Source organism: Nocardia sp. CA-145437 (assembly GCF_050956485.1).
Classification (GTDB): domain Bacteria; phylum Actinomycetota; class Actinomycetes; order Mycobacteriales; family Mycobacteriaceae; genus Nocardia.
The window spans coordinates 6,143,436-6,160,955 of sequence record NZ_CP191204.1 but is presented as its reverse complement, the minus strand read 5'-3'; the positions used below and the strand labels follow the sequence as shown (position 1 = coordinate 6,160,955).

The 17,520-nt window shown below is 66.4% G+C and carries 19 protein-coding genes; 5 read left to right on the top strand and 14 right to left on the bottom strand.

Going from position 1 to position 17,520, the window contains the following annotated elements; translation table 11 throughout:
* Positions 1-227 precede the first annotated feature (227 nt).
* The 5 genes from ACQPYY_RS28650 to ACQPYY_RS28630 all read right to left on the bottom strand — a co-directional run bounded on the left by ACQPYY_RS28650 (position 228) and on the right by ACQPYY_RS28630 (position 3,750).
* Entirely contained in the window at positions 228-1,178 is a 951-nt protein-coding gene (locus tag ACQPYY_RS28650) for a LysR family transcriptional regulator (protein WP_433591680.1), read from the bottom strand.
* Between the two features lie 758 nt (positions 1,179-1,936).
* Entirely contained in the window at positions 1,937-2,425 is a 489-nt protein-coding gene (locus ACQPYY_RS28645) for a tautomerase family protein (RefSeq protein WP_433591679.1), read from the bottom strand.
* A complete protein-coding gene (locus ACQPYY_RS28640) occupies positions 2,422-2,841 on the bottom strand; it encodes a VOC family protein (protein ID WP_433594756.1) in 420 nt (139 codons plus the stop codon). The genes ACQPYY_RS28645 and ACQPYY_RS28640 overlap by 4 nt, the downstream gene beginning before the upstream one ends.
* Positions 2,842-2,846: 5 nt before the next feature.
* Positions 2,847-3,326, bottom strand: coding sequence for a hypothetical protein (locus tag ACQPYY_RS28635; RefSeq protein ID WP_433591678.1), 480 nt, complete (start codon positions 3,324-3,326; stop codon positions 2,847-2,849).
* Entirely contained in the window at positions 3,319-3,750 is a 432-nt protein-coding gene (locus ACQPYY_RS28630; RefSeq protein WP_433591677.1) for a tautomerase family protein, read from the bottom strand. Before ACQPYY_RS28630 ends, ACQPYY_RS28635 begins: the two co-directional genes overlap by 8 nt.
* Before the next feature lie 97 nt (positions 3,751-3,847).
* Here ACQPYY_RS28630 and ACQPYY_RS28625 point away from each other — a divergent pair, with 97 nt between their 5' ends.
* A complete protein-coding gene (locus ACQPYY_RS28625) occupies positions 3,848-4,420 on the top strand; it encodes a TetR/AcrR family transcriptional regulator (RefSeq protein WP_433591676.1) in 573 nt (190 codons plus the stop codon).
* A 145-nt stretch (positions 4,421-4,565) separates the two neighbouring features.
* On the opposite strand, the gene ACQPYY_RS28620 is transcribed toward ACQPYY_RS28625, so the two are convergent.
* Positions 4,566-4,940, bottom strand: a complete 375-nt coding sequence (locus ACQPYY_RS28620) for a cupin domain-containing protein (RefSeq protein ID WP_433591675.1) — start codon at positions 4,938-4,940, stop codon at positions 4,566-4,568.
* Between the two features lie 74 nt (positions 4,941-5,014).
* Here ACQPYY_RS28620 and ACQPYY_RS28615 point away from each other — a divergent pair, with 74 nt between their 5' ends.
* Entirely contained in the window at positions 5,015-5,461 is a 447-nt protein-coding gene (locus tag ACQPYY_RS28615; protein ID WP_433591674.1) for a MarR family winged helix-turn-helix transcriptional regulator, read from the top strand.
* A gap of 76 nt (positions 5,462-5,537) precedes the next feature.
* On the opposite strand, the gene ACQPYY_RS28610 is transcribed toward ACQPYY_RS28615, so the two are convergent.
* The 7 genes from ACQPYY_RS28610 to ACQPYY_RS28580 all read right to left on the bottom strand — a co-directional run bounded on the left by ACQPYY_RS28610 (position 5,538) and on the right by ACQPYY_RS28580 (position 14,196).
* Positions 5,538-6,452 carry a hypothetical protein gene (locus tag ACQPYY_RS28610; protein ID WP_433591673.1) on the bottom strand — a complete coding sequence of 305 codons (915 nt, stop codon included), beginning with the start codon at positions 6,450-6,452 and terminating at the stop codon, positions 5,538-5,540.
* A 95-nt stretch (positions 6,453-6,547) separates the two neighbouring features.
* The gene (locus ACQPYY_RS28605) at positions 6,548-7,756 is read right to left on the bottom strand and encodes an FAD-dependent oxidoreductase (protein ID WP_433591672.1); all 1,209 of its coding nucleotides are present in this window, start codon (positions 7,754-7,756) and stop codon (positions 6,548-6,550) included.
* Positions 7,757-8,164: 408 nt separating this feature from the next.
* Positions 8,165-8,443, bottom strand: a complete 279-nt coding sequence (locus ACQPYY_RS28600; protein WP_379093605.1) for a YciI family protein — start codon at positions 8,441-8,443, stop codon at positions 8,165-8,167.
* A 22-nt stretch (positions 8,444-8,465) separates the two neighbouring features.
* Complete coding sequence (locus tag ACQPYY_RS28595; protein ID WP_433591671.1) at positions 8,466-9,044, bottom strand: TetR/AcrR family transcriptional regulator; 579 nt, start codon at positions 9,042-9,044, stop codon at positions 8,466-8,468.
* A gap of 243 nt (positions 9,045-9,287) precedes the next feature.
* On the bottom strand, positions 9,288-10,124 hold the full coding sequence (locus tag ACQPYY_RS28590) for a hypothetical protein (RefSeq protein ID WP_433591670.1): 837 nt from the start codon (positions 10,122-10,124) through the stop codon (positions 9,288-9,290).
* Positions 10,125-10,281: 157 nt separating this feature from the next.
* Positions 10,282-13,554, bottom strand: coding sequence for a protein kinase domain-containing protein (locus ACQPYY_RS28585; RefSeq protein ID WP_433591669.1), 3,273 nt, complete (start codon positions 13,552-13,554; stop codon positions 10,282-10,284).
* 234 nt (positions 13,555-13,788) lie between these two features.
* Entirely contained in the window at positions 13,789-14,196 is a 408-nt protein-coding gene (locus tag ACQPYY_RS28580; protein ID WP_433591668.1) for an SgcJ/EcaC family oxidoreductase, read from the bottom strand.
* Between the two features lie 198 nt (positions 14,197-14,394).
* Here ACQPYY_RS28580 and ACQPYY_RS28575 point away from each other — a divergent pair, with 198 nt between their 5' ends.
* Complete coding sequence (locus ACQPYY_RS28575; protein ID WP_433591667.1) at positions 14,395-15,156, top strand: dienelactone hydrolase family protein; 762 nt, start codon at positions 14,395-14,397, stop codon at positions 15,154-15,156.
* Between the two features lie 69 nt (positions 15,157-15,225).
* On the opposite strand, the gene ACQPYY_RS28570 is transcribed toward ACQPYY_RS28575, so the two are convergent.
* A complete protein-coding gene (locus ACQPYY_RS28570) occupies positions 15,226-15,465 on the bottom strand; it encodes a hypothetical protein (protein WP_433591666.1) in 240 nt (79 codons plus the stop codon).
* 255 nt (positions 15,466-15,720) lie between these two features.
* Here ACQPYY_RS28570 and ACQPYY_RS28565 point away from each other — a divergent pair, with 255 nt between their 5' ends.
* Both ACQPYY_RS28565 and ACQPYY_RS28560 read left to right on the top strand, forming a co-directional pair.
* A complete protein-coding gene (locus tag ACQPYY_RS28565) occupies positions 15,721-16,407 on the top strand; it encodes a nucleoside deaminase (protein WP_433591665.1) in 687 nt (228 codons plus the stop codon).
* 305 nt (positions 16,408-16,712) lie between these two features.
* Positions 16,713-17,396: a GNAT family N-acetyltransferase gene (locus ACQPYY_RS28560; RefSeq protein WP_433591664.1), complete on the top strand. Its 684-nt coding sequence runs from the start codon at positions 16,713-16,715 to the stop codon at positions 17,394-17,396.
* The last annotated feature ends 124 nt before the right edge of the window (positions 17,397-17,520 follow it).

Below are 17,520 nucleotides of genomic sequence, written 5' to 3'. Positions count from 1 at the left end.
CAGACATCTCCGCACTTCGGCCACGTAGCCCGATCGGGTGGTCGGCATCGTGAATGTCGGCAACCGTCGACAAACACCGATCCAGCGGGACCACATGCGCGGAACTCGGCATGAGGGTACGTTCGGCCGACCGGGGCTCGGTCGGTCAGAGTCGCCCCGTAAGCGGCATTACGGTGCCACCACCGAGATATCAGTGTCTCCGATTGTCGAAGGGCCAGGGGTGTGGATCAGAGGTGAGGCGGCATCTTGCAGTCCGCGAAATCGGGTTCCTGCAGCTGGTTGACCAGCTTCGGGTGGGTGTCGCGGATGCTGCGGGCAACCTCCACGAACGAACGGACCAGTGCCGATTCGTGTGCGCGGCGCCAGCCGACCGCCACCTCGTTGGACGGGGCATCGGCGATCGGCAGCAGGCGCACACCCGGAAAAGGGATCCAGCGTGCGCAGGCCGCGGTGAGGACGATGCCGACTCCGGTGGCGACTTTGTGCAGCTCCTCGAGCAGCGAGTTCGACCGGGACACGACCGGGGCCGGAGCGCCGTCGCGGTAGGCGTCCAACTCCCAGAACGCATTCCACACCGGATCGGTGGTGGCGGCTCCGAGGAGAGGCTCGTCGAGCAACTCGTGCGCGAAGACCTCGGCGCGACCGGCCAGCCGGTGACCGGCGGCCACCATGACCATCAGCGGTTCGGCGAACAGCGGCTCGAAGTCGACCCCCGTGTCGACGAAGGGGCGGCGTGCGAAGGCCACGTCCACCGAGCCCGTTACCAGCCCCGCCGACGGGTCCTCGTAGGTGAAGTGCCGCAACTCCACGGTGATCGCAGGATGGCGCTGGCGGAAGGCCGACAGGATCGGCTCGGTCAGGGTCAGCGCCGCGCCCTCCAGTGCGCCCAAGACCAGTCTGTCCTGCTCACCGCGGTGTACCGACCGGGCTCGCTCGATCGCGACGTCCAGGCCGGTGAGCGGGCCGCGGACATCCTGCAGGAACACCGCGCCGGCGGCGGTCAGCTCGACACTGCGGGTGGTGCGGGAGAACAACACCACGTCCATCGCATGTTCGAGTTGCTTGATCTGGGTGCTCAAGCCCTGCTGGGAGACATGCAGTCGCTGCGCCGCGCGGGTGAAGCTGAGCTCCTCCGCCACCGCGATGAAGTATTGCAACTGACGGGTGTGCACTTCCATGAGACGCAGTCTAGGTCGATTGGTTATCGGAACTGAATTCTCTTGTCGAATCGCCCTATTCATTCACAAGCCGGACTTGTGGACTATCCACGAATGTTGGTTTCTCTTCGGCTTACCGGTGCTCTAATGTTTTCGGGGTATTCACTGTTGCCGGAGCGGGAAACATCGGGCTTCTTAATTGCGTTAATTGCGCAGTTTCGGCGGGTGAGCCAACTTTCGGCATCGCATCGTGACGGCTGGCGATTGGTCTGCCGATCAAGATGACCTCGGCCCGTTGATCTTCCGATATACAGCGCTGACCAGTTCGGTCAGTGGCATGGCGGCGCATTCGGATCTCGACGCTGAGGGGTACATCCTGGGGGATTATTGTCCAGTTCCACCTCCGTCATGTGCCGCTCGGCATTCGGCATTACGGGGCGTTCGGCGATCCGCCGGTAAGCGGAGGTTATCGGAAGTCAGTCCTGCGAGCGCGTCTGAGGTTATTCGGCTCCGGAACACGAGTTGAGGCGCGAGTAGGGCGTTTGGCGTGCAGATATTCGACGCCGACGTCGTCGAATTCCGCTTCAACGTGTGAGCCCCGCACCATCGAAGAACCCGTAGTCGGCGGTTGAACCGCTACGCGCGCAGACTGATTGAGCTCTGCCCGGTGATTCGGGTGGGGCTCAGCTGTGTCTTGGCCGTCTGTGGCGGCCGGTTCCGTCAGCGCGGTAAGCGGCCATGACAGTGCGTTGAGGGGTGCGGACTTGGATTGTTCGCCTTCAGGATTGGGGCGCGGTCGAGATGTGGGCTCGGATGGCGGCGGCTTTCTCGTCCGTGAAGACGCCGCTGGCGAGCAGGTCCAGGATGGACAGGACGCCGCCGCGTGAACCCCAGCTGCCTTCGTCGATGATTCGGAAGTTGATCCACCAGGTCGGTTCCGGTCCGGCGGCGCCGGTAGCAGCGATCAGTGCGGCGAAGGTTCGTTGGATGACCGTGGCGCGTACCTCGCGAGTCCAGTCGCCGTCCATGACGGCGATGTCTACGACCATGACATCTGCCGGGGGCTGCTGGTCGGCGACGAGGACTCCGCCGATGGCCATCATGTCGGGTTCGCGTTCGACGAAATGAACCTGGAATCCGATCCGGGCTTCCGGTGCAGGGTGACCGATCTCGGGCACGAGGGCGGCGTCGGTGAGCGTACGGGCCAGTTCTCGACGCTGTTCCAGCGACAGTCTGCCCTGATGGCTGGTGACGGTGATGATCGTCATGGGGTCGATTCCTCTGGGGTGGTGGATATTTCGAGTCCGAAGAACTCGTGCAGTTCGGGTGGGAGGCCGGCGGGGTCCGGTTGGAAGATCTCGACCAGTAGCCGGTCGGGTCCTTGCGCCATCGCATAGGAGGCGGTCGGTTCGACCCGAATGTCGGTGACGGAGTAGCCCATCGCCCGGACACGAGCGACGACCGATTCGAGTTCGTCGGTTTGTACGCCGACATGGTGGACAGTGCCCTGGCCGAGGTGTTTCGGCGGCTGTTCGTAGAGATGGATGCGCCCGGTCCCGATGCGCAGGAAGACGTTTCGCGCGCCCGCGAACTCGGCGTCGTGGACGACCTGGCCGCCGAACCCATAACGCCAGAAGGAGACCGTCGTATCGATGTCGGCGGCCATCAGGTGGACGTGGTGCATGTTGATCACCGCTCGGCTCCCTCCGGCGCGGCGGTGTGGAGCGGTTCGCGGTGCAGCACCAGCTTGGTGGTGTGCGCGGCGTACGCCTCGGGTGCGTCTTCCCAGTCCGCGGTGAGGGTCGTGACCTGCTCGGCGGGAAAGCTTTGCTGGGCAACAAAATCCAGCAGCTCCGGCAGGACCGGCCGGACGTTGGAGACACCGACCTTCAAGGTGACGTCGTTGGCGTACATGTGCATCAACGACACGTCGAACGGTCCCCGGAAGGGGACCGGCCCGCAGATACTGCCCACCACCGGACCGATCAACCCGGCCCGCATGCCCACCTGCATCGCCCGCGACACATGCCGATGAATCGGGAGGGTGTCGCCATCGCAGCGGCCCGCCACGATCGGGCGCACGATCGCATCCCGCGCATCCTGCAGCACCGGTGTGGGCCGGTCCCGCCACTCCAGACGGCCGGCCCGAATGAACTGCAGCTCAGGCATTCTCGCGGTGCCCCTGCGCCAAAGCGGCCAACTCCTTGAACTTCACGATGTTCCCGCCCGCGCCCCAGGTCCCCTCCGGCTGCTCGTGAATCAGCACCCAGACCCGCAGGCCGTCACCGTCGGTGAGACCGGCCGCGGCGAGTATCTCCCCGGTGACTTCGGTGACGAGCCCGGTCTTACGGCGCTCCGACAGCGCGCCTTCGGGGACGGTCACATCGACCCGGAACCGCGGCAGGTCGTCTTCCAGTGCGGAGAATCCGCCCCCGGCGACTTCCTCGACGCGACACCACGCCTGCGCCCGGAAGAACGCGGTATCGGGAGCGCCCTCCCACTTCAGCAGGGTTGCCGGGAGTGACTTCAGCAGCGCCCCGCGCGCCTCATCGGTCAGGGATCCAGCGGGCGCGGTCAGGTGAATCATCGGCATCGGCGTACTCCTTCAGCTCACGGAAAACGGCTCTATAACGACCGTTATAATCGGGGGACGCTACTATATGACGATCGTTATAGGCAAGGAGGTTGTGGTGGCGGAATCACGTGAGAAGCTCGTGGCCGGGGCGGCCGACATGATCCGACGGCGCGGCCTCAACGCCACCAGCGTTCGCGAACTCGCCAAGCACGCCCATGCGCCACTGGGATCGACCTACCACTACTTCCCGGGCGGCAAGACGCAGCTGGCCACCGAAGCCGTCACCTTCGCCGGTGACCTGACCGCTGCGATATTGACCCGGGAACTCGCCGACGGATCGGTCGAAGGATTGCGCGCCTTCCTCGGCATGTGGCGGAAAATCGTGGTGGACACCGACTTCCGGGCGGGCTGCCCGGTACTGGCGGTCTCGATCGAAGACCTCCCCGAAGCCGACCGCGCCCCCCACGACGCGGCGGCGGCCGCCTTCGCCCAATGGACCGGTCTCCTGGCAGCGTCGCTGCGCGAACACGGTGCCGACAAGGCGGACGCCGAACATACCGCCACGTTGATCGTCGCCGCCGTCGAAGGAAGCGTGGCGATGTGCCGTGCCGAGCGCAGCACCCAGGCACTGGACCGCATCAGCGCGAAACTCGAAACGATCGTCGAGGCATCGATCACTCACCGCTGAGATCGAGACCGCGACCGCCGACCCAACGACCTCCGCCAGCGCCGATTGAACTGCCGCTTATCGGCATGGGCGCGCACTCGAGCTCGCTGGAGCCAGCGGCGCGAAGCGGCGGGGGGACGGGACCAGCCGCGATCGGCTCGGCGGGTTACTGCGCCCAGGGTGGGCTGACGCGGTCACCGCCGGGGGCCTGGGCGTAGGCGCCGACGGGGAGGATGGCCATGGCCTCGAAGGGTTCGTCGCCGGGGACGGAGACCTTGAAAACGGTGTTCGCCGGGATCACCAGGGCGTCGCCGGCGCGGAAATCGCATGTCTGGCCATCCATCTCGACGCGGGCGGCTCCGGCGAGCGCGACGAAGATCTCCTCGCGGGACACGGCGTGCGCGTGACCGGGGTTGCCGGGGTGCATGGTGAAGCGCCAGACGCTGTTCTCCTCGGAGCCGCGGCTGGGTGCCGCCAGGCCGGTCGCGGTCATGAGCGGAGCTTCGAAGGTGGGGGCGTCGGCGGCTTTGATGAGTGGCATGATGCCTCCTAGATGTTCAACCAAGGTGTTCAACTACAGTTGAATATATGTCTTCGCGAAAGGAGCGTCAACACATGGATTTCGGCGTACTACTGGGCCAGGCCTATCAGTCGTTCGTGCAGCAGCTGCACGCCCACCTCGCCGAGCACGGTCATGTGATCCTCGGCGCTTCCTACGGGTACGTCCTGCGCGCGCTCGCCGAATCCCCCTGCACCGCAAGCCAGCTGGGCGAACAACTCGGCATCACAGCGCAGGGCGCGGCCAAGGTGGTCGACGAGATGGTCCGGCACGGATATGTGGAGCGCCGACCCGACCCGATCGACAAGCGTGCCAAACGGCTGCACCTCTCCCCGAGAGGGGACGACATGCTTCGCATCGTCCGCGAGTTCCACGCCGACTACGAGCGCCGGCTCGCCGGACGCATCGGCGCCGAACAGGTGGCCACCGCCCGCGCCGTGCTCGGCGAAATCATGAGCGAAGCACTGGATTCCGGGCGGACCAAAACCTTCCGCCCGCTGTGACCTCGGCGGTCACTGCGGTACATGCGCAACGGAAAGCGCGCTGACCGCTGCCGCGCCCGATACGACGTGGGTCCGCTCAGACGCCGGGAGTCAATTGCTTCCGGGCGCGTTCGACGCGGCGTTCGACACCGTCCAGATGTTTCTGTGCACGCTGCAGGGCCTCGCGAGCCGAACGCTCGGCGGCGGCCGTGAACCGGTGGCGGTGTTCGGCTTCGGTTAGCTCGCCGCGCAGGGCTTCGATGCGGTCGTCGAGATCAGCGAGATCGGCGGCCGCGGTGTCGTGGTCGGATCGGGCGGAAGTCACAGCGGCGCGGGCGGATTCGACCTCGGCGAGCATCTCCTGGAGCTCGCGCCGCACCTCGGCCTGTGGATCGGGGGCGGGCTCGTCGGCAGCCGTGGAATCAGCGCGCCGCCGAGTCCGCGCGGCCGATTTCCCAGCGCGATCCGCGGTGGGATCGGTTGTCGTCGAGCGCGTTCCGAAGCTGCGAGGCACATCGCTGGGAACCGCGGTCAGCGCGGCGGGGCCGAATCCCTCGTAAGTGGCTGCGGCGGTGAGGGTTCCGGCGCGGAGCCCGTCGGCGACCGACTGATCCGCCAGGGCCGCCTGCAGGCTCGCGCCGATATCGCGCAGGACGGGTTCGGTCAGGCGCTGGCCCCGGCCCGCCGCCAGCTCGGCGGCCTTGCGGGTGACGGCGTTGACCACTTTCTGCCGCTGCGTGGTGAGGGCGCGCAGCTGTTCGGCCGACAGTCGGCGCTGGGCATCGCGCAGGGCGTCGCCCACCTCCAGCAGTGCGCTGACATCATTCCTCGCCTCACGAGACAGCAGATTCAGCGCCCACGCGGCGACCGTCGGCCGCCGGAGCTTGCCGATGGCGGCGGCCAGGGCCTTGTCCCCGGCGTCGCGGGCCTGCCGCACCCGCTCGGTGCGGGCGGCCACGAACTCGGCGGGCGGGAGCCCGTAGAGTTCGGCCACGACCTGGTCGAGCGTCATGCCGCCCTAGCCTACGGGCACACCCGCCACCCGCCCCGCAAGATGGCATGGTCAGCGATTGGCCGGCTTGGAAGCGGGATCAGCGGACTCGGCGGCTAGTTGTTGGCGCGTTGGATGGAGCGTCGAACCAGGCCGCGGATGCCGGGGAGCTGGATTGCGCGGAGCATCAGTTCGCCCGCCCACACATGTGTGCGTGACGGCGGGGCGAATCGGCTGATTCCCTTCCGCGCCAACGCCTGTCGCTTGTTCACCTCCGGCCGCACTGTCGTCTCCCAGGCGTCGAGGGCGGCGGGAATGTCGTCGCCGTGTGCCGCCAGCGCGGTGCCGAGCCGGTCGGCGCCGTCGAGGGCGAGGGCGGCGCCGTAACCGGCGAATACCGTTACGCACCAGGCCGCGTCGCCGAGCAGGACGACTCGGCCCTGGCTCCAGCGGTCCATCACGATCTGGCCGACCGAATCGAAGTAGGCGGTGCCGGGCTCGGCGTCGAGCTGACGGAGTGCGTCGGCGACACCGCCGCCGAGATCCCCGAACGCTCGGGTGAGGGCGGGTGCGGCACCGAGAGCGAGATCGGTGGCAGGGGCGGGGCAGCGGTAGGCGAAGAACGCCGAGGATCTGGCCGGTCCCAGGTTCATCACCGCGGCCGTACGTCCGGGACCGATGTACGTGGTGCCGACCCCATCGGGCATGTGAGCGGGAGGTGTTTCCAGCGGAAATGCGCCGATCATATGGCCCAGGTCCACGAAATACTCGGACTCGGCGCCGAATACGAGCTCTCGAACCCGGGAGTGCACGCCGTCGGCGCCGACGAGGAGTTCGGTGTGGAGGCGGGTGTCGTCGCTGAGGGTGACGTCGACCTCCGCAGGGGTCTGGGTAATGGCCCGCACCGTGGTGCCGAAACGGATATCGGCGAAGTCGGCGACGGCCTCGTACAGTGCTGACTCCAGATCGCCGCGGAACAAGCTCAAGGTCCGGTTCCCGACAGCGGCCTCGGTGACAGCGGCGGGAATCCTGAGTTTCTCCCGGCCGTCGGCGTGGACGAGGACCGAGGTGAAGAATCCGATATCGCGCGGGGTCAACGCCGGTAGCAGCCCGAGCCGCTCGGCAGCGGCGTATCCGGGTCCGTGCAGGTTCAGCAGGTAACCGCTACTGCGGCGGCTCGGCGCGTGTTCGACCACGACGACGTCCCAGCCCTGCTGACGCAATCGCAACGCGGCAGCCAAGCCGGCGATCCCTGCGCCGACGACCGTCGCCCGCCTGCCCGAAGACTCAGGTTGCCGGCGCGCAGCGCTGTCGAAGACTTCCATCGCGACTCCTCGGTTCGATGTGCTGTCGGCGAAAGCCACTCACGAACTATCACCATTCGTCAACTAATAGTTGACTACCAGCCAATCGTCAACCATTGGTTGACTTCGCACTGCGTACGGTTCCGTCAACCATGTCTGGTTCGAGCTGCACGAAGACCTGATGGGCACGCTGGGTATCGACAGGACACTCATCCCGCCTCCGTAAGTGGGCGATCCGGCCCTGCATCCGCGCATGATGGCGGTGGAGTAGCGCCATTGTCGAAGAACAAGCAGCCGCATTCGAACCGCCACGCGCACAAGCTCATTGAGTCCTTGCCTGGCGTTTTGGGTGGGGGCTCAGCTGTGTCTGGGCCGTCTGCGTGGCCGGTTCGGTCAGCGCGGCGAGTGGCGTGGGCGCGACGCCGGCGGTCAGTCGAGCAAGAACTTCAGGCGATCGTCGGCTTGCCCGGCCGCGATCTCGACGATGTCGGCGGTCACGACGTCCGCCGCGACGAACGGGTCTTGCGCGACTCGCCGCTGGAGATCCTCCGCGGAGGTGTTGTGGGCCAGGACCGCTCCTCCGACACCCGGTTTGATGCTGCCGACCAGGAGGAACACCTCGTCGTCGAACCCCTGTTGGATCCACTGCTGGTGGCCGGGCAGGTGCTGCGGCGCATCGGCCTTCTTTGCGGAGAACTTCAGCAGCACTACGAACATGGTTGTCTCGCTTCTATTTTCGTGAGTTGTCGACGTGGGTGTCGAGCCAGTCGTGGAGTCGCTCGACCTCGCGGCAGATGAACCGCTCGTCGTGGAAGGCGTTGGCCAGCGTGGCCACACCCTGGCTCGCGGCCAGCAGGTGCATGGCCAGGTCGTCGGCATCATCGCCATGGCCGAGCTGGGTGAACTGCTCGCTCAGCCAATCTCGGAACAAGGTGAACAGCCCGCTGGCGGCATGGAGGGCGGTGTGGTCGAGTTTGGCCAGCTCGCTGGTCAAAGTGCCGACCGGGCAGCCGTAGGTCTGGATGTCGACACGATTGACCAGCAGGATGTCGATGAATGTGCGGATGCGACCGGCCGGGTCGGTTGCCTCGGATTCCCAACGTTCGAGCATGGCGCGCGTGTCGGCGAGACGAGCCACGATGACCGCGTCGAGCAGGTCGTCCTTCGCCTTGAAGTGGTGGTAGAAGTTGCCGCGCGACAGATGGACGACCTCGGCGATGGACGCGAACGAGGTCTGCTCGAACCCCCGATGGTAGAACAGCTCGTCCGCGGCGGTAACGATCTGTTCACGAGTTGTCTTGCCGCTCAACGAAATACCCTGCGCTCCGCTTCTGTCAATCGTGAACTGTGCACCGCTCGCCTCCCTTGATTGGCGTTACGCCATGTCTAGGTCGTGTGTCCTAGACATGAGGCTAGGACACACGACCTAATGGGTCAAGATCATGCTTGCAGGCGGCCGACAACGGTGTTTCGGACAGAGTTATCCGCAAGGGCGTCAAGCTCCGTCGTATTCCGCATGGCGCTCACAGGTGACGACGAGTCGTGACAGTGACTACCGGCGCACCCACCCCTGGGCGACATCGGATAGGTTCCACCATGAAACATAGTAAAGTGGAGTAGATTTCAGCTCCCAACCTTCCGAGAGGGCATCGAAGAAGGCGTCATCGCCAGTCTTGCCGCCCTTCGGCTCACCGATGAAGATCAGCCGCTGACCTCCGTGCGCAGCGAACCTGGCAAGGGCCGCGGAGGCCATCGGGCTTCCCCATCCGGGCGGCCAGCACATCAGTAGCGTGTGATCGGCGTTCCCCGCGGTCCGGGCAAAGTATTGCTCCAAATCGCCCACACTGTGCCAGATGTCGCGTTGACCGGCAGCGCCAGGGAACGAGATGTTGTCGGTGATATCCGGCGGTTCCGAGTCATAGGCGTCTACCTTCATCCCCGCATGCTCCAGCTGCGCCGCCCAATACCCGCGTCCTGCACCGAGTTCCACTACCGGGCCGGCTGCACAGAACTCCCGGACCCACGCGATCGTTTCGGGCGAGGGTATGGCGTACGCGTATGCGGCCTGGAGGATTGTCTGCGCGAACGCGAGCCGGGCGCTCCCGGACGGTTTGCCGCCGTCCGCGACCCATCGCCCATCTCGCTCCGAGACTGCCGACTCCACGATGTCCCAGTATGGGTTTCCGCTCGAAGACTCGCCGCCCGTCATGTAGTGCACAAACTTCAGGTCGAATGCTTCGTCGGCTTGCTGATCATCTGTGCCCGGCAGCATCGGCGCCGTCTCCAGGTACTCCGCGACCTTTGGATACTCAGCGCGCAATCTCTGTTCATCACTGAGTAGAGCCGCGAGCTCACTTCGCCGCTCCGGGGTCAGAGTGAGATCAGCCATGCACCAATTCTGCCTCTCTGCTGATCGATCTCGGCTCTCTTCAACGGATGTCTGCGAAATCCGGTGCTGCACAGCATGATCAGATCGATCCGTGCTCGTCCGATCGGGAGTCGGGCCCTTCGGGAGCTACTTCTCGTATGGATGTCCCTCGACCCGATTACTCAGCGGTGTCATGGGTTTGGGCCGCCGCCCATACCGCGATCTGGGCGCGCGAGGTGAAGCCCAGTTTGGTGAGGATATGTTCGATATGGCCCTGCACGGTGCGCGGCGAGACGACCAGGCGATCGGCGATCGCCTTGCTGGTCAGTCCTTCGGCGACGAGATCGGCGACCTGGCGTTCGCGTGTGCTGAGGGGCTCGGGCGAATGATCGGCTGACGACGGGGCTGGAGGGCGCTCGCCGAGGGCGAAAGCGACTGCGGCGTCGAGACTCATCGAGGCGCCTTCTCGCCGCGCCGCGTCGAAGGCCCGCCCGCCGAGGATGCTGCGGCTGTGCTGCTCGCATTCGTCCTGGTAGGGGCCATGGCGGCCGAGGACGGTGGAGCTGCCGGCCAGGCGTCCCAGCGCATCGGCCGCGCCCAGGAGGACGGCCGCGCGCTGAGCATCGTGCTGCTCGGCGGCGATCCATGCCAGCGTCGCGAGACAGCCGGTGGCGACGAGCGGATCGGAGGCCTTGCGGGCCAATCGAATTCCCTTCGCGAGCGAGCTCGCGGCACGGTCGGGGTCACCGGCGCGCCACGCGGCGAATCCCATTGACCACAGTGCCCACGATCGATAGATCGTTTCGCCGGCGGATTCGGTCAGATCGAGCGCCTTGTCCAGGCAGTCGAGGGCTCGGGCGGTATCGCCTTGCAGCGCATAGGCCCATCCCAGCGAGACCCGGACATCCAACTGCATGGTGCTTTCACCGCAGAGCTCGTAGGTGCGCAGCGCATGATCCAGATCGGCGATCGGGCCGGACAGATCACCCACGCTACTGGTGAGAGCGTAATTCGCCTGGATGTGTGCGAGCACCGCCGGGACTATCGGGTCGGTCGTCTGCTCGGCCAGGCCGGCCAGCTCCGTGACATGGCCGGCGGCGGCCGTCAGGTCACCCTGAAGCCCAGCCATCAAGGTGGCGGCGTGGAGCGCCTTGGCCCGGTCCGTCGGCCGGCCACCGGGAAGGCGGGCGAGAATCCGTTCATACCACCGGCGACCCTCGCCGATCCGGCCCCGCAACATCCAGAACATGTACAACGGAGCGGCGATCCGCAGTCCGCCCTCCTCGGCGTCGATCAGGCTGAACTCCAACGCTTTCGAAATGTTCGGTAGCTCGCGCTCGAGCCGTTCGACCCAGTCCAATTGGTGCGGCCCGATCCAGTCGACATCGGCCGCGTGCACCAGTTGCTCGCACCATTCCAGATGCTGTCGGCGCAGGAGCGGATATTCTCCGGACTCCTCGGCCTTCTGCTGACCGAATTCGCGGACTGTTTCGAGCATCTGGAACCGCACCGAACCGTTCACTTCCTTGCGGACGAGGATCGATTTGTCCACCAGGCCCGACAACGTATCCAGCAAATCCGGCTCGGTCATGCCCGCCGAACACACCTGCAGCACCGCGTCGAGCTCGAACCCGCCGGTGAACACCGACAGCCGGCTCCACAGCCGCTGTTCGTCCGGTGTGCACAGGTCATGGCTCCAGTCCATGCAGTACTGCATGGTCTGTTGCCGTCTGGGTGCGCTGCGGCTGCCCCGAGTCAGGAAGGCGTAGCGGTCGTCCAGCCGGGCCAGGAGCTGTTCGATGGACATCGTCCGCAGGCGTGCCGCGGCCAGTTCTATGGCCAGCGGCAGGCCGTCCAGCCGGGCACAGATCTTGGCGGTGTAGGCCCTGTTGTCATCGCTCAGTTCGAACCTCGGCACCGCCGCGGCCGCTCGTTCCGCGAAGAGTGTCACCGCGGTGTCGCCTGGCACGGTCCGGACCGCCGGATCGGCGGCCAACTCGGGTATCTCCAGCGGCGGCAGCCGATATACCGCCTCGCCCTCGATATCCAGGGCTTCACGGCTGGTGGCCAGGATCCGCACGCCCGGGCAGGCTCGGATGAGTGCTTCGGCCAGCTGTGCGACCGGCTCGACCATGTGCTCGCAGTTGTCCAACACCAGGAGCAGATCATGGGGTGCCAGTAACTCGATCAGCGTGTCGAGTGTCGATCCACCGCCGTGGTCGGACACACCGAAGATGGCAGCCACGACGTTCGGCAACGATTCGTTGGCACGCAGGTCGCCCAGTTCGATCAGCCAGACCCCGTTCTCGAATTTCCGCCGCAGGGTGTGAGCGACGCGCAAGGCGAGCCGTGACTTGCCTACGCCCCCGATCCCGGTCAGTGTCACCAGACGAGAGCCGGACAATAGGTTCCTGACATCGGACTGCGGGGTCCTCCGATCCACGAAGCTGGTCATCTCCAAGGGGAGATTCCCCGTCCCCGCCCGCAAGCCGTCGCCCCGGAAATGCGTGACCGCGTGCGGCTTCGCCTCGGCCGACGTCGCGGCGGGTTGCGGCTCGGCGGGCAGCGCCATCCTGTCGACCGGGAGACCGTGGTCGTTTTGCAGCCGGCGCAGCTGTTCACCCAACTCCGCCGCGGTGGGCCGGTCATGCGGGTCACGAGCCATCGCCGCCTCGATGACCGCGCACATATCGGCGGGGATGCCCGATTCGCGCAAGTCCGGGATCGGCTGAGTGGTGATCCGCACGAATTGAGCCACCATTTGTTCGCCACTGCGGCGCTCGAACGCGGCGTGCCCCGTGAGGGCCGAGAACAGCGTGGCGCCCAGTCCGTACACATCCGAAGCCTGAGTCTGTGCCCGGCCTTCGAGAACTTCGGGTGCGGTGAAGGCGGGCGAGCCGGTGATCGCGCCGGACGCTGTCTCGTATCCGCCTGCGAAGTGGGCGATCCCGAAGTCCGTCAGCGCCGGCTCGCCGTAATCGGTCAGCAGGATGTTGGCCGGTTTGACATCACGATGCAGAACACCCAGCCGATGGGCCGTCTCCAAAGCCCCCGCTGTCTTCACCCCGAGGTGGAGGACCTCGGCCAGCGGCAACGGACCGTCGTGTCGAATACGTGCGTCGAGGGAGCCCCGGGAATGGTAGGGCATCACCAGATACGGGCGTCCGGTTCCGGTCTCCCCGATCTCGAGCATGTCGACGATATTGGGATGGCCGGTCAGCCGACCCATCGCGTGCTGCTCGCGCAGAAAGCGTTCGCGATTCTCCGGAAGTTCGCCGGTGAGAACTTTGACCGCCACCGTGCGGCTGGCGGCGATCTGACTGCACCGGTACACCGCGCCGAAACCGCCCCGGCCGATCTCCTCGGCGTCTCCGAATCCGGCCGCGTTCAAGTCCGTGATGACATCGACACGGACATCACGCTGCGTCTCGAATGGGTCGCCGTCAACCATCCGTTGCTCGCAACCGCGGCACGTCAGTCAGAATATCGCCGCCCGTCGCCTCCGGCCACGCCGCTCGCGCCGCCCGCCGGGCAGCTCGGGTGAAGCGGACGTGGCGTTTCGTCGAAAGCGTCACCGGAGAAAGCGGAGTCGGCAGTCGAACCGCTTCTCTCGCAGACTGATTGAGCCCCGCCCGGTGATCCGGGCGGGGCTCAATCCTGTGGCTCTCCGTGGCCGCGGGGTCGGTCAGTGGTCGGTGACCGGGGTGTTCTGGCAGAAGGTGAGCAGCCAGCGGCCGTCTTCCTTGGTCATGCCGTACAGCGGCGAGCCCTGGGCCTGGAGTTCGTCGGCGTGGTCGAAGTACTGCTGGCGGACCTTGACCGCGGCCACGTCCGGTCGGATGAAGCGGATGAAGAACGGCTCGTAGGTGGCGTAGCCGTCCTTGGTGGCGCCGGGGAGTACGGCGCGGGTGAACTCGGAGATCTCGGTGAGGCCGTCGAGGAATTTGCCGCCGCCGGTGGTCCAGATGGCATCGGGGTGGAACAGGGCGAGGAAGGCGTCGGCGTCCTCTGCGCGCTGCGCCTCGGCCACCGCGGCCACGACGGCGTTGATGGCGGCGATGTCTTCGGTCCGATCGAGTTCCGTGGTTGTCATGTCACAATCTTCGAACCCCAACCCCACTCGAGGTCAATGACCAAGATCGGTGGCTTCGGTTACAGTGTGAGGCGATGACTACCGGGACTGGCTTGCGCCGCACACGGATTGGTTACCCGGTGCTCCGCTGAGCGCCGCACGGGCTCCGCCCTCGTCGTGTTGATCACAGCACATCAACTACGACAAGAGGATTCGACGATGACTCACACGCGCGGTATGTCGGTCGACGTGCACACACCCGATGGTGTCGCCGACGCGTATCTCACCTGTCCGGACGATGGCGCCGCCCATCCGGGAGTGCTGGTGATTCAGGACGGTTTCGGACTGCGGCCCAGCCTGCGGGCGCTGGCCGATCGGATCGCCGCCCACGGCTACACCGTCCTGCTGCCCAACGCCTATTACCGGCACGGGCGGGCACCGGTGATCGAGCTGCCGGACCTCATCGACCCGGTACAGCGGCCCGAGATCTTCCAGCAGCTCTTCCCCATGATCCGCGAGCTGACACCGGACGTCCTGCGTTCGGACGTCGGCGCCTACCTCGCGTGGCTGGCGGCGTCGCCGCAGGTCACCGAGGGGAAGGTGGGCGTCACCGGCTACTGCATGGGTGCGCGGCTGGCGGTCGTGTCCGCCGCCATGTTCCCGGACAGGATCGCGGCGGTGGCCGGATTCCACGGTGGTCCACTCGTCACCGACACCCCGGACAGCCCGCACCTGACGGTCGGAAACATCACCGCGGAACTGTATTTCGCCCACGCGGGCGACGATCACCACATGACCCCGGAGCACATCGCCCAGTTCGACAAGGCGCTGGACGCCGCCGGCGTCCGCCACCGCACCGAGGTCTACGAGGGCGCCCAACACGGCTACACCCAGGCCGACACCGCTGCCTACGACTCCGAAGCCTCCGAACGGCACTACCGCGAACTGCTGGCCCTGTTCGACCGCACTCTGATCCGGTAGCGGAGGAAACCCGATCAGCTGAGCCCCCACCCGGTGTCCGGACTGGGGCTCGGCTGCTGACGGCCCGGTTCAGCGGTGGCCGCCCACGCCCCCTTCGTCGTGACCGTTGCCCATATCGCCCTCGTTGTTGTGATCGTCGGGGAAGGAGGTGCAATACGGATTGTTCACATCGGGGTACGGGCAGAGCTCTGAGTCGGGGCCCGTGCCCGCGGTGCCAGGATCGTCTGGATCGGCGGCGGCGACGCCCGCGCCGAACGCAACCGCGAGAATGGCCGTGGCCAGCCCCAATGCCGCGCGCTTGGATCTCATGGGATGCCTCCTGGTATCGAGTGCCCACAGCGACCGCACCCTTCGGAAGCTAGCCCAAAGTTCGCCCGATTTGCACGGATGTTGCAGCACTGTGCTTTAACGAGCCCAGGTCAGAGGCGGCGTTCGCGGCGATCTCCCGGGTCCACAGGACGTCGCCGTTCACGCCCGGCCAGCTCCGTTGGAGCGGATTCGAACGAATCCTGCACCAGTGCAACAGGATCGGCGGCCGCCGGAGCTGCCGCGTCACTCGTGAACATGCAGATCGCCATCGTCGAGACGAGCCGAGGCGGCGGAGCCGTTCCCGAGTTCGATCCCATTCGCTCGAATCGTTCGATGAGTTCGCGAGCGAGGACGACTCCGAGCCCCATCCGGGGCCCGGACCTCGCGGCCGGAGCGCCGCGCGCCGTCCCGGTGGGTGATGATGGTGCGATGAACCCCGGTTCGCAGGAGAGCTTCCCGACCGACCTGGATACCCGTCTTCTCGCGGCCGCTATCGCCATTGCGGGGCGGGCGCGGGAACGGGGCAATCACCCATTCGGGGCGTTGCTCACCGGGCCCGATGGGGCGGTGTTGCTGGAGGCCGAGAACACGGTGGTGACCGGAAGGGATGCGACCGGGCACGCGGAGACGAATCTGGTCCGGGCGGCCACTGCGGCTTATGATGCCGAGTTTCTGCGTGGCTGTACGGTTTACACCAGTTGTGAGCCCTGTGTCATGTGCGCCGGGGCGATCTATTGGGCGAATATCGGGCGGGTGGTTTATGCACTCGGGGAAGACCAGCTGCTGGGGCTGACCGGGGCGAATCGGGAGAACCCGACGATGGCGCTGACGTGCCGGGCGGTATTCGCGGCGGGGCAGCGGAGGATCGCGGTGGTGGGGCCGGTCGAGCTCGCGGAGGCGTGGGCCGTCCATGGCGGGTTCTGGCGCGGAACGACGGCGTAGTAATACCTTCCAGCGCATAGGTATTCGACGTTTCCGGAGGTCGCGGCGGAGTCGCCGGATGGTAGCGGACGGTCGGCTCGGAATCGGCTGAATGACACCTGTGAAAATAGCGGCGCGACGCGCGGAAAAGCGCTCGAAATTTACATGCCGCCTGCGGCGCGGTGCGCTGGTGTTCCGCTATCGTTCATCCCACTATCCGATGCTGCTACTGGCGCGCCAGGGCTGGTTCGTCGATTCCGGAGTGGGTGGCCGGGGCGGCCAATGCCTGACGCGACCCCCGACCGTCTCCGAAAGATCGAGGGAACGTGCCCGTACCCGTTACTCTGACCGGCCGTCTGGTACGGCTGGAACCCCTTGCGCCGCAGCATGCGTCGGGTCTCGCGGAGGCCGCGGCGGGGAATCGCGACGACTATGCGTTCACTCCTGTCCCGCACGGTGTGGACGAGGCGCTGGAATACATCGCCCAGGCGCTGGCCGGGCATGCCTCGGGCACCTCGGTGGCCTTCGCCATCGTGGCCATGGCCGGCGGCCGGATACTGGGCTCGACCCGGTTCACCCGCTTCGACTATTGGCAGGGTCCGGTGGTGTGGCCGCTGGTCCACGGCGCGCCCAGTGACGATCCGCTGCTGGCGGTGCCCGACGCCGCCGAGATCGGGAACACCTGGCTGTCCCGGGAGGCCCGTGGCGCGGGCATCAACCTGGAGTCCAAACTGCTGTTACTCCAACACGCCTTCGAGGTGTGGCGGGTGCGGCGCATCGCCATGCGCGCCGACGTCCGGAACCTGCGCTCCCGCATGGCGATCGAACGGCTCGGCGCCACCAGCGACGGGGTCCGGCGGGCGCATTCGCGCGGGCTGGACGGCGAGGTGCGCAGCACCGCGTTCTATTCGATCCTGGAGGACGAGTGGCCCCATGTCCGGGCCGTCATCGAGGGCGAACTGGCGGCGCTGCCCGCGCCGGGGACGCGCAGTCGTCTGGTCGGCGCGTAGGCCGGAGAAGCGCCCGCGAACCCGATCGGACCGGCCGAAAGACCGGTCGGTCCGATCGATGGCCGGCGACTATAATTCCGGGTGTTGCACCGGTCGGGCGTCGAGGAGGGATCTGTCCGAGTCT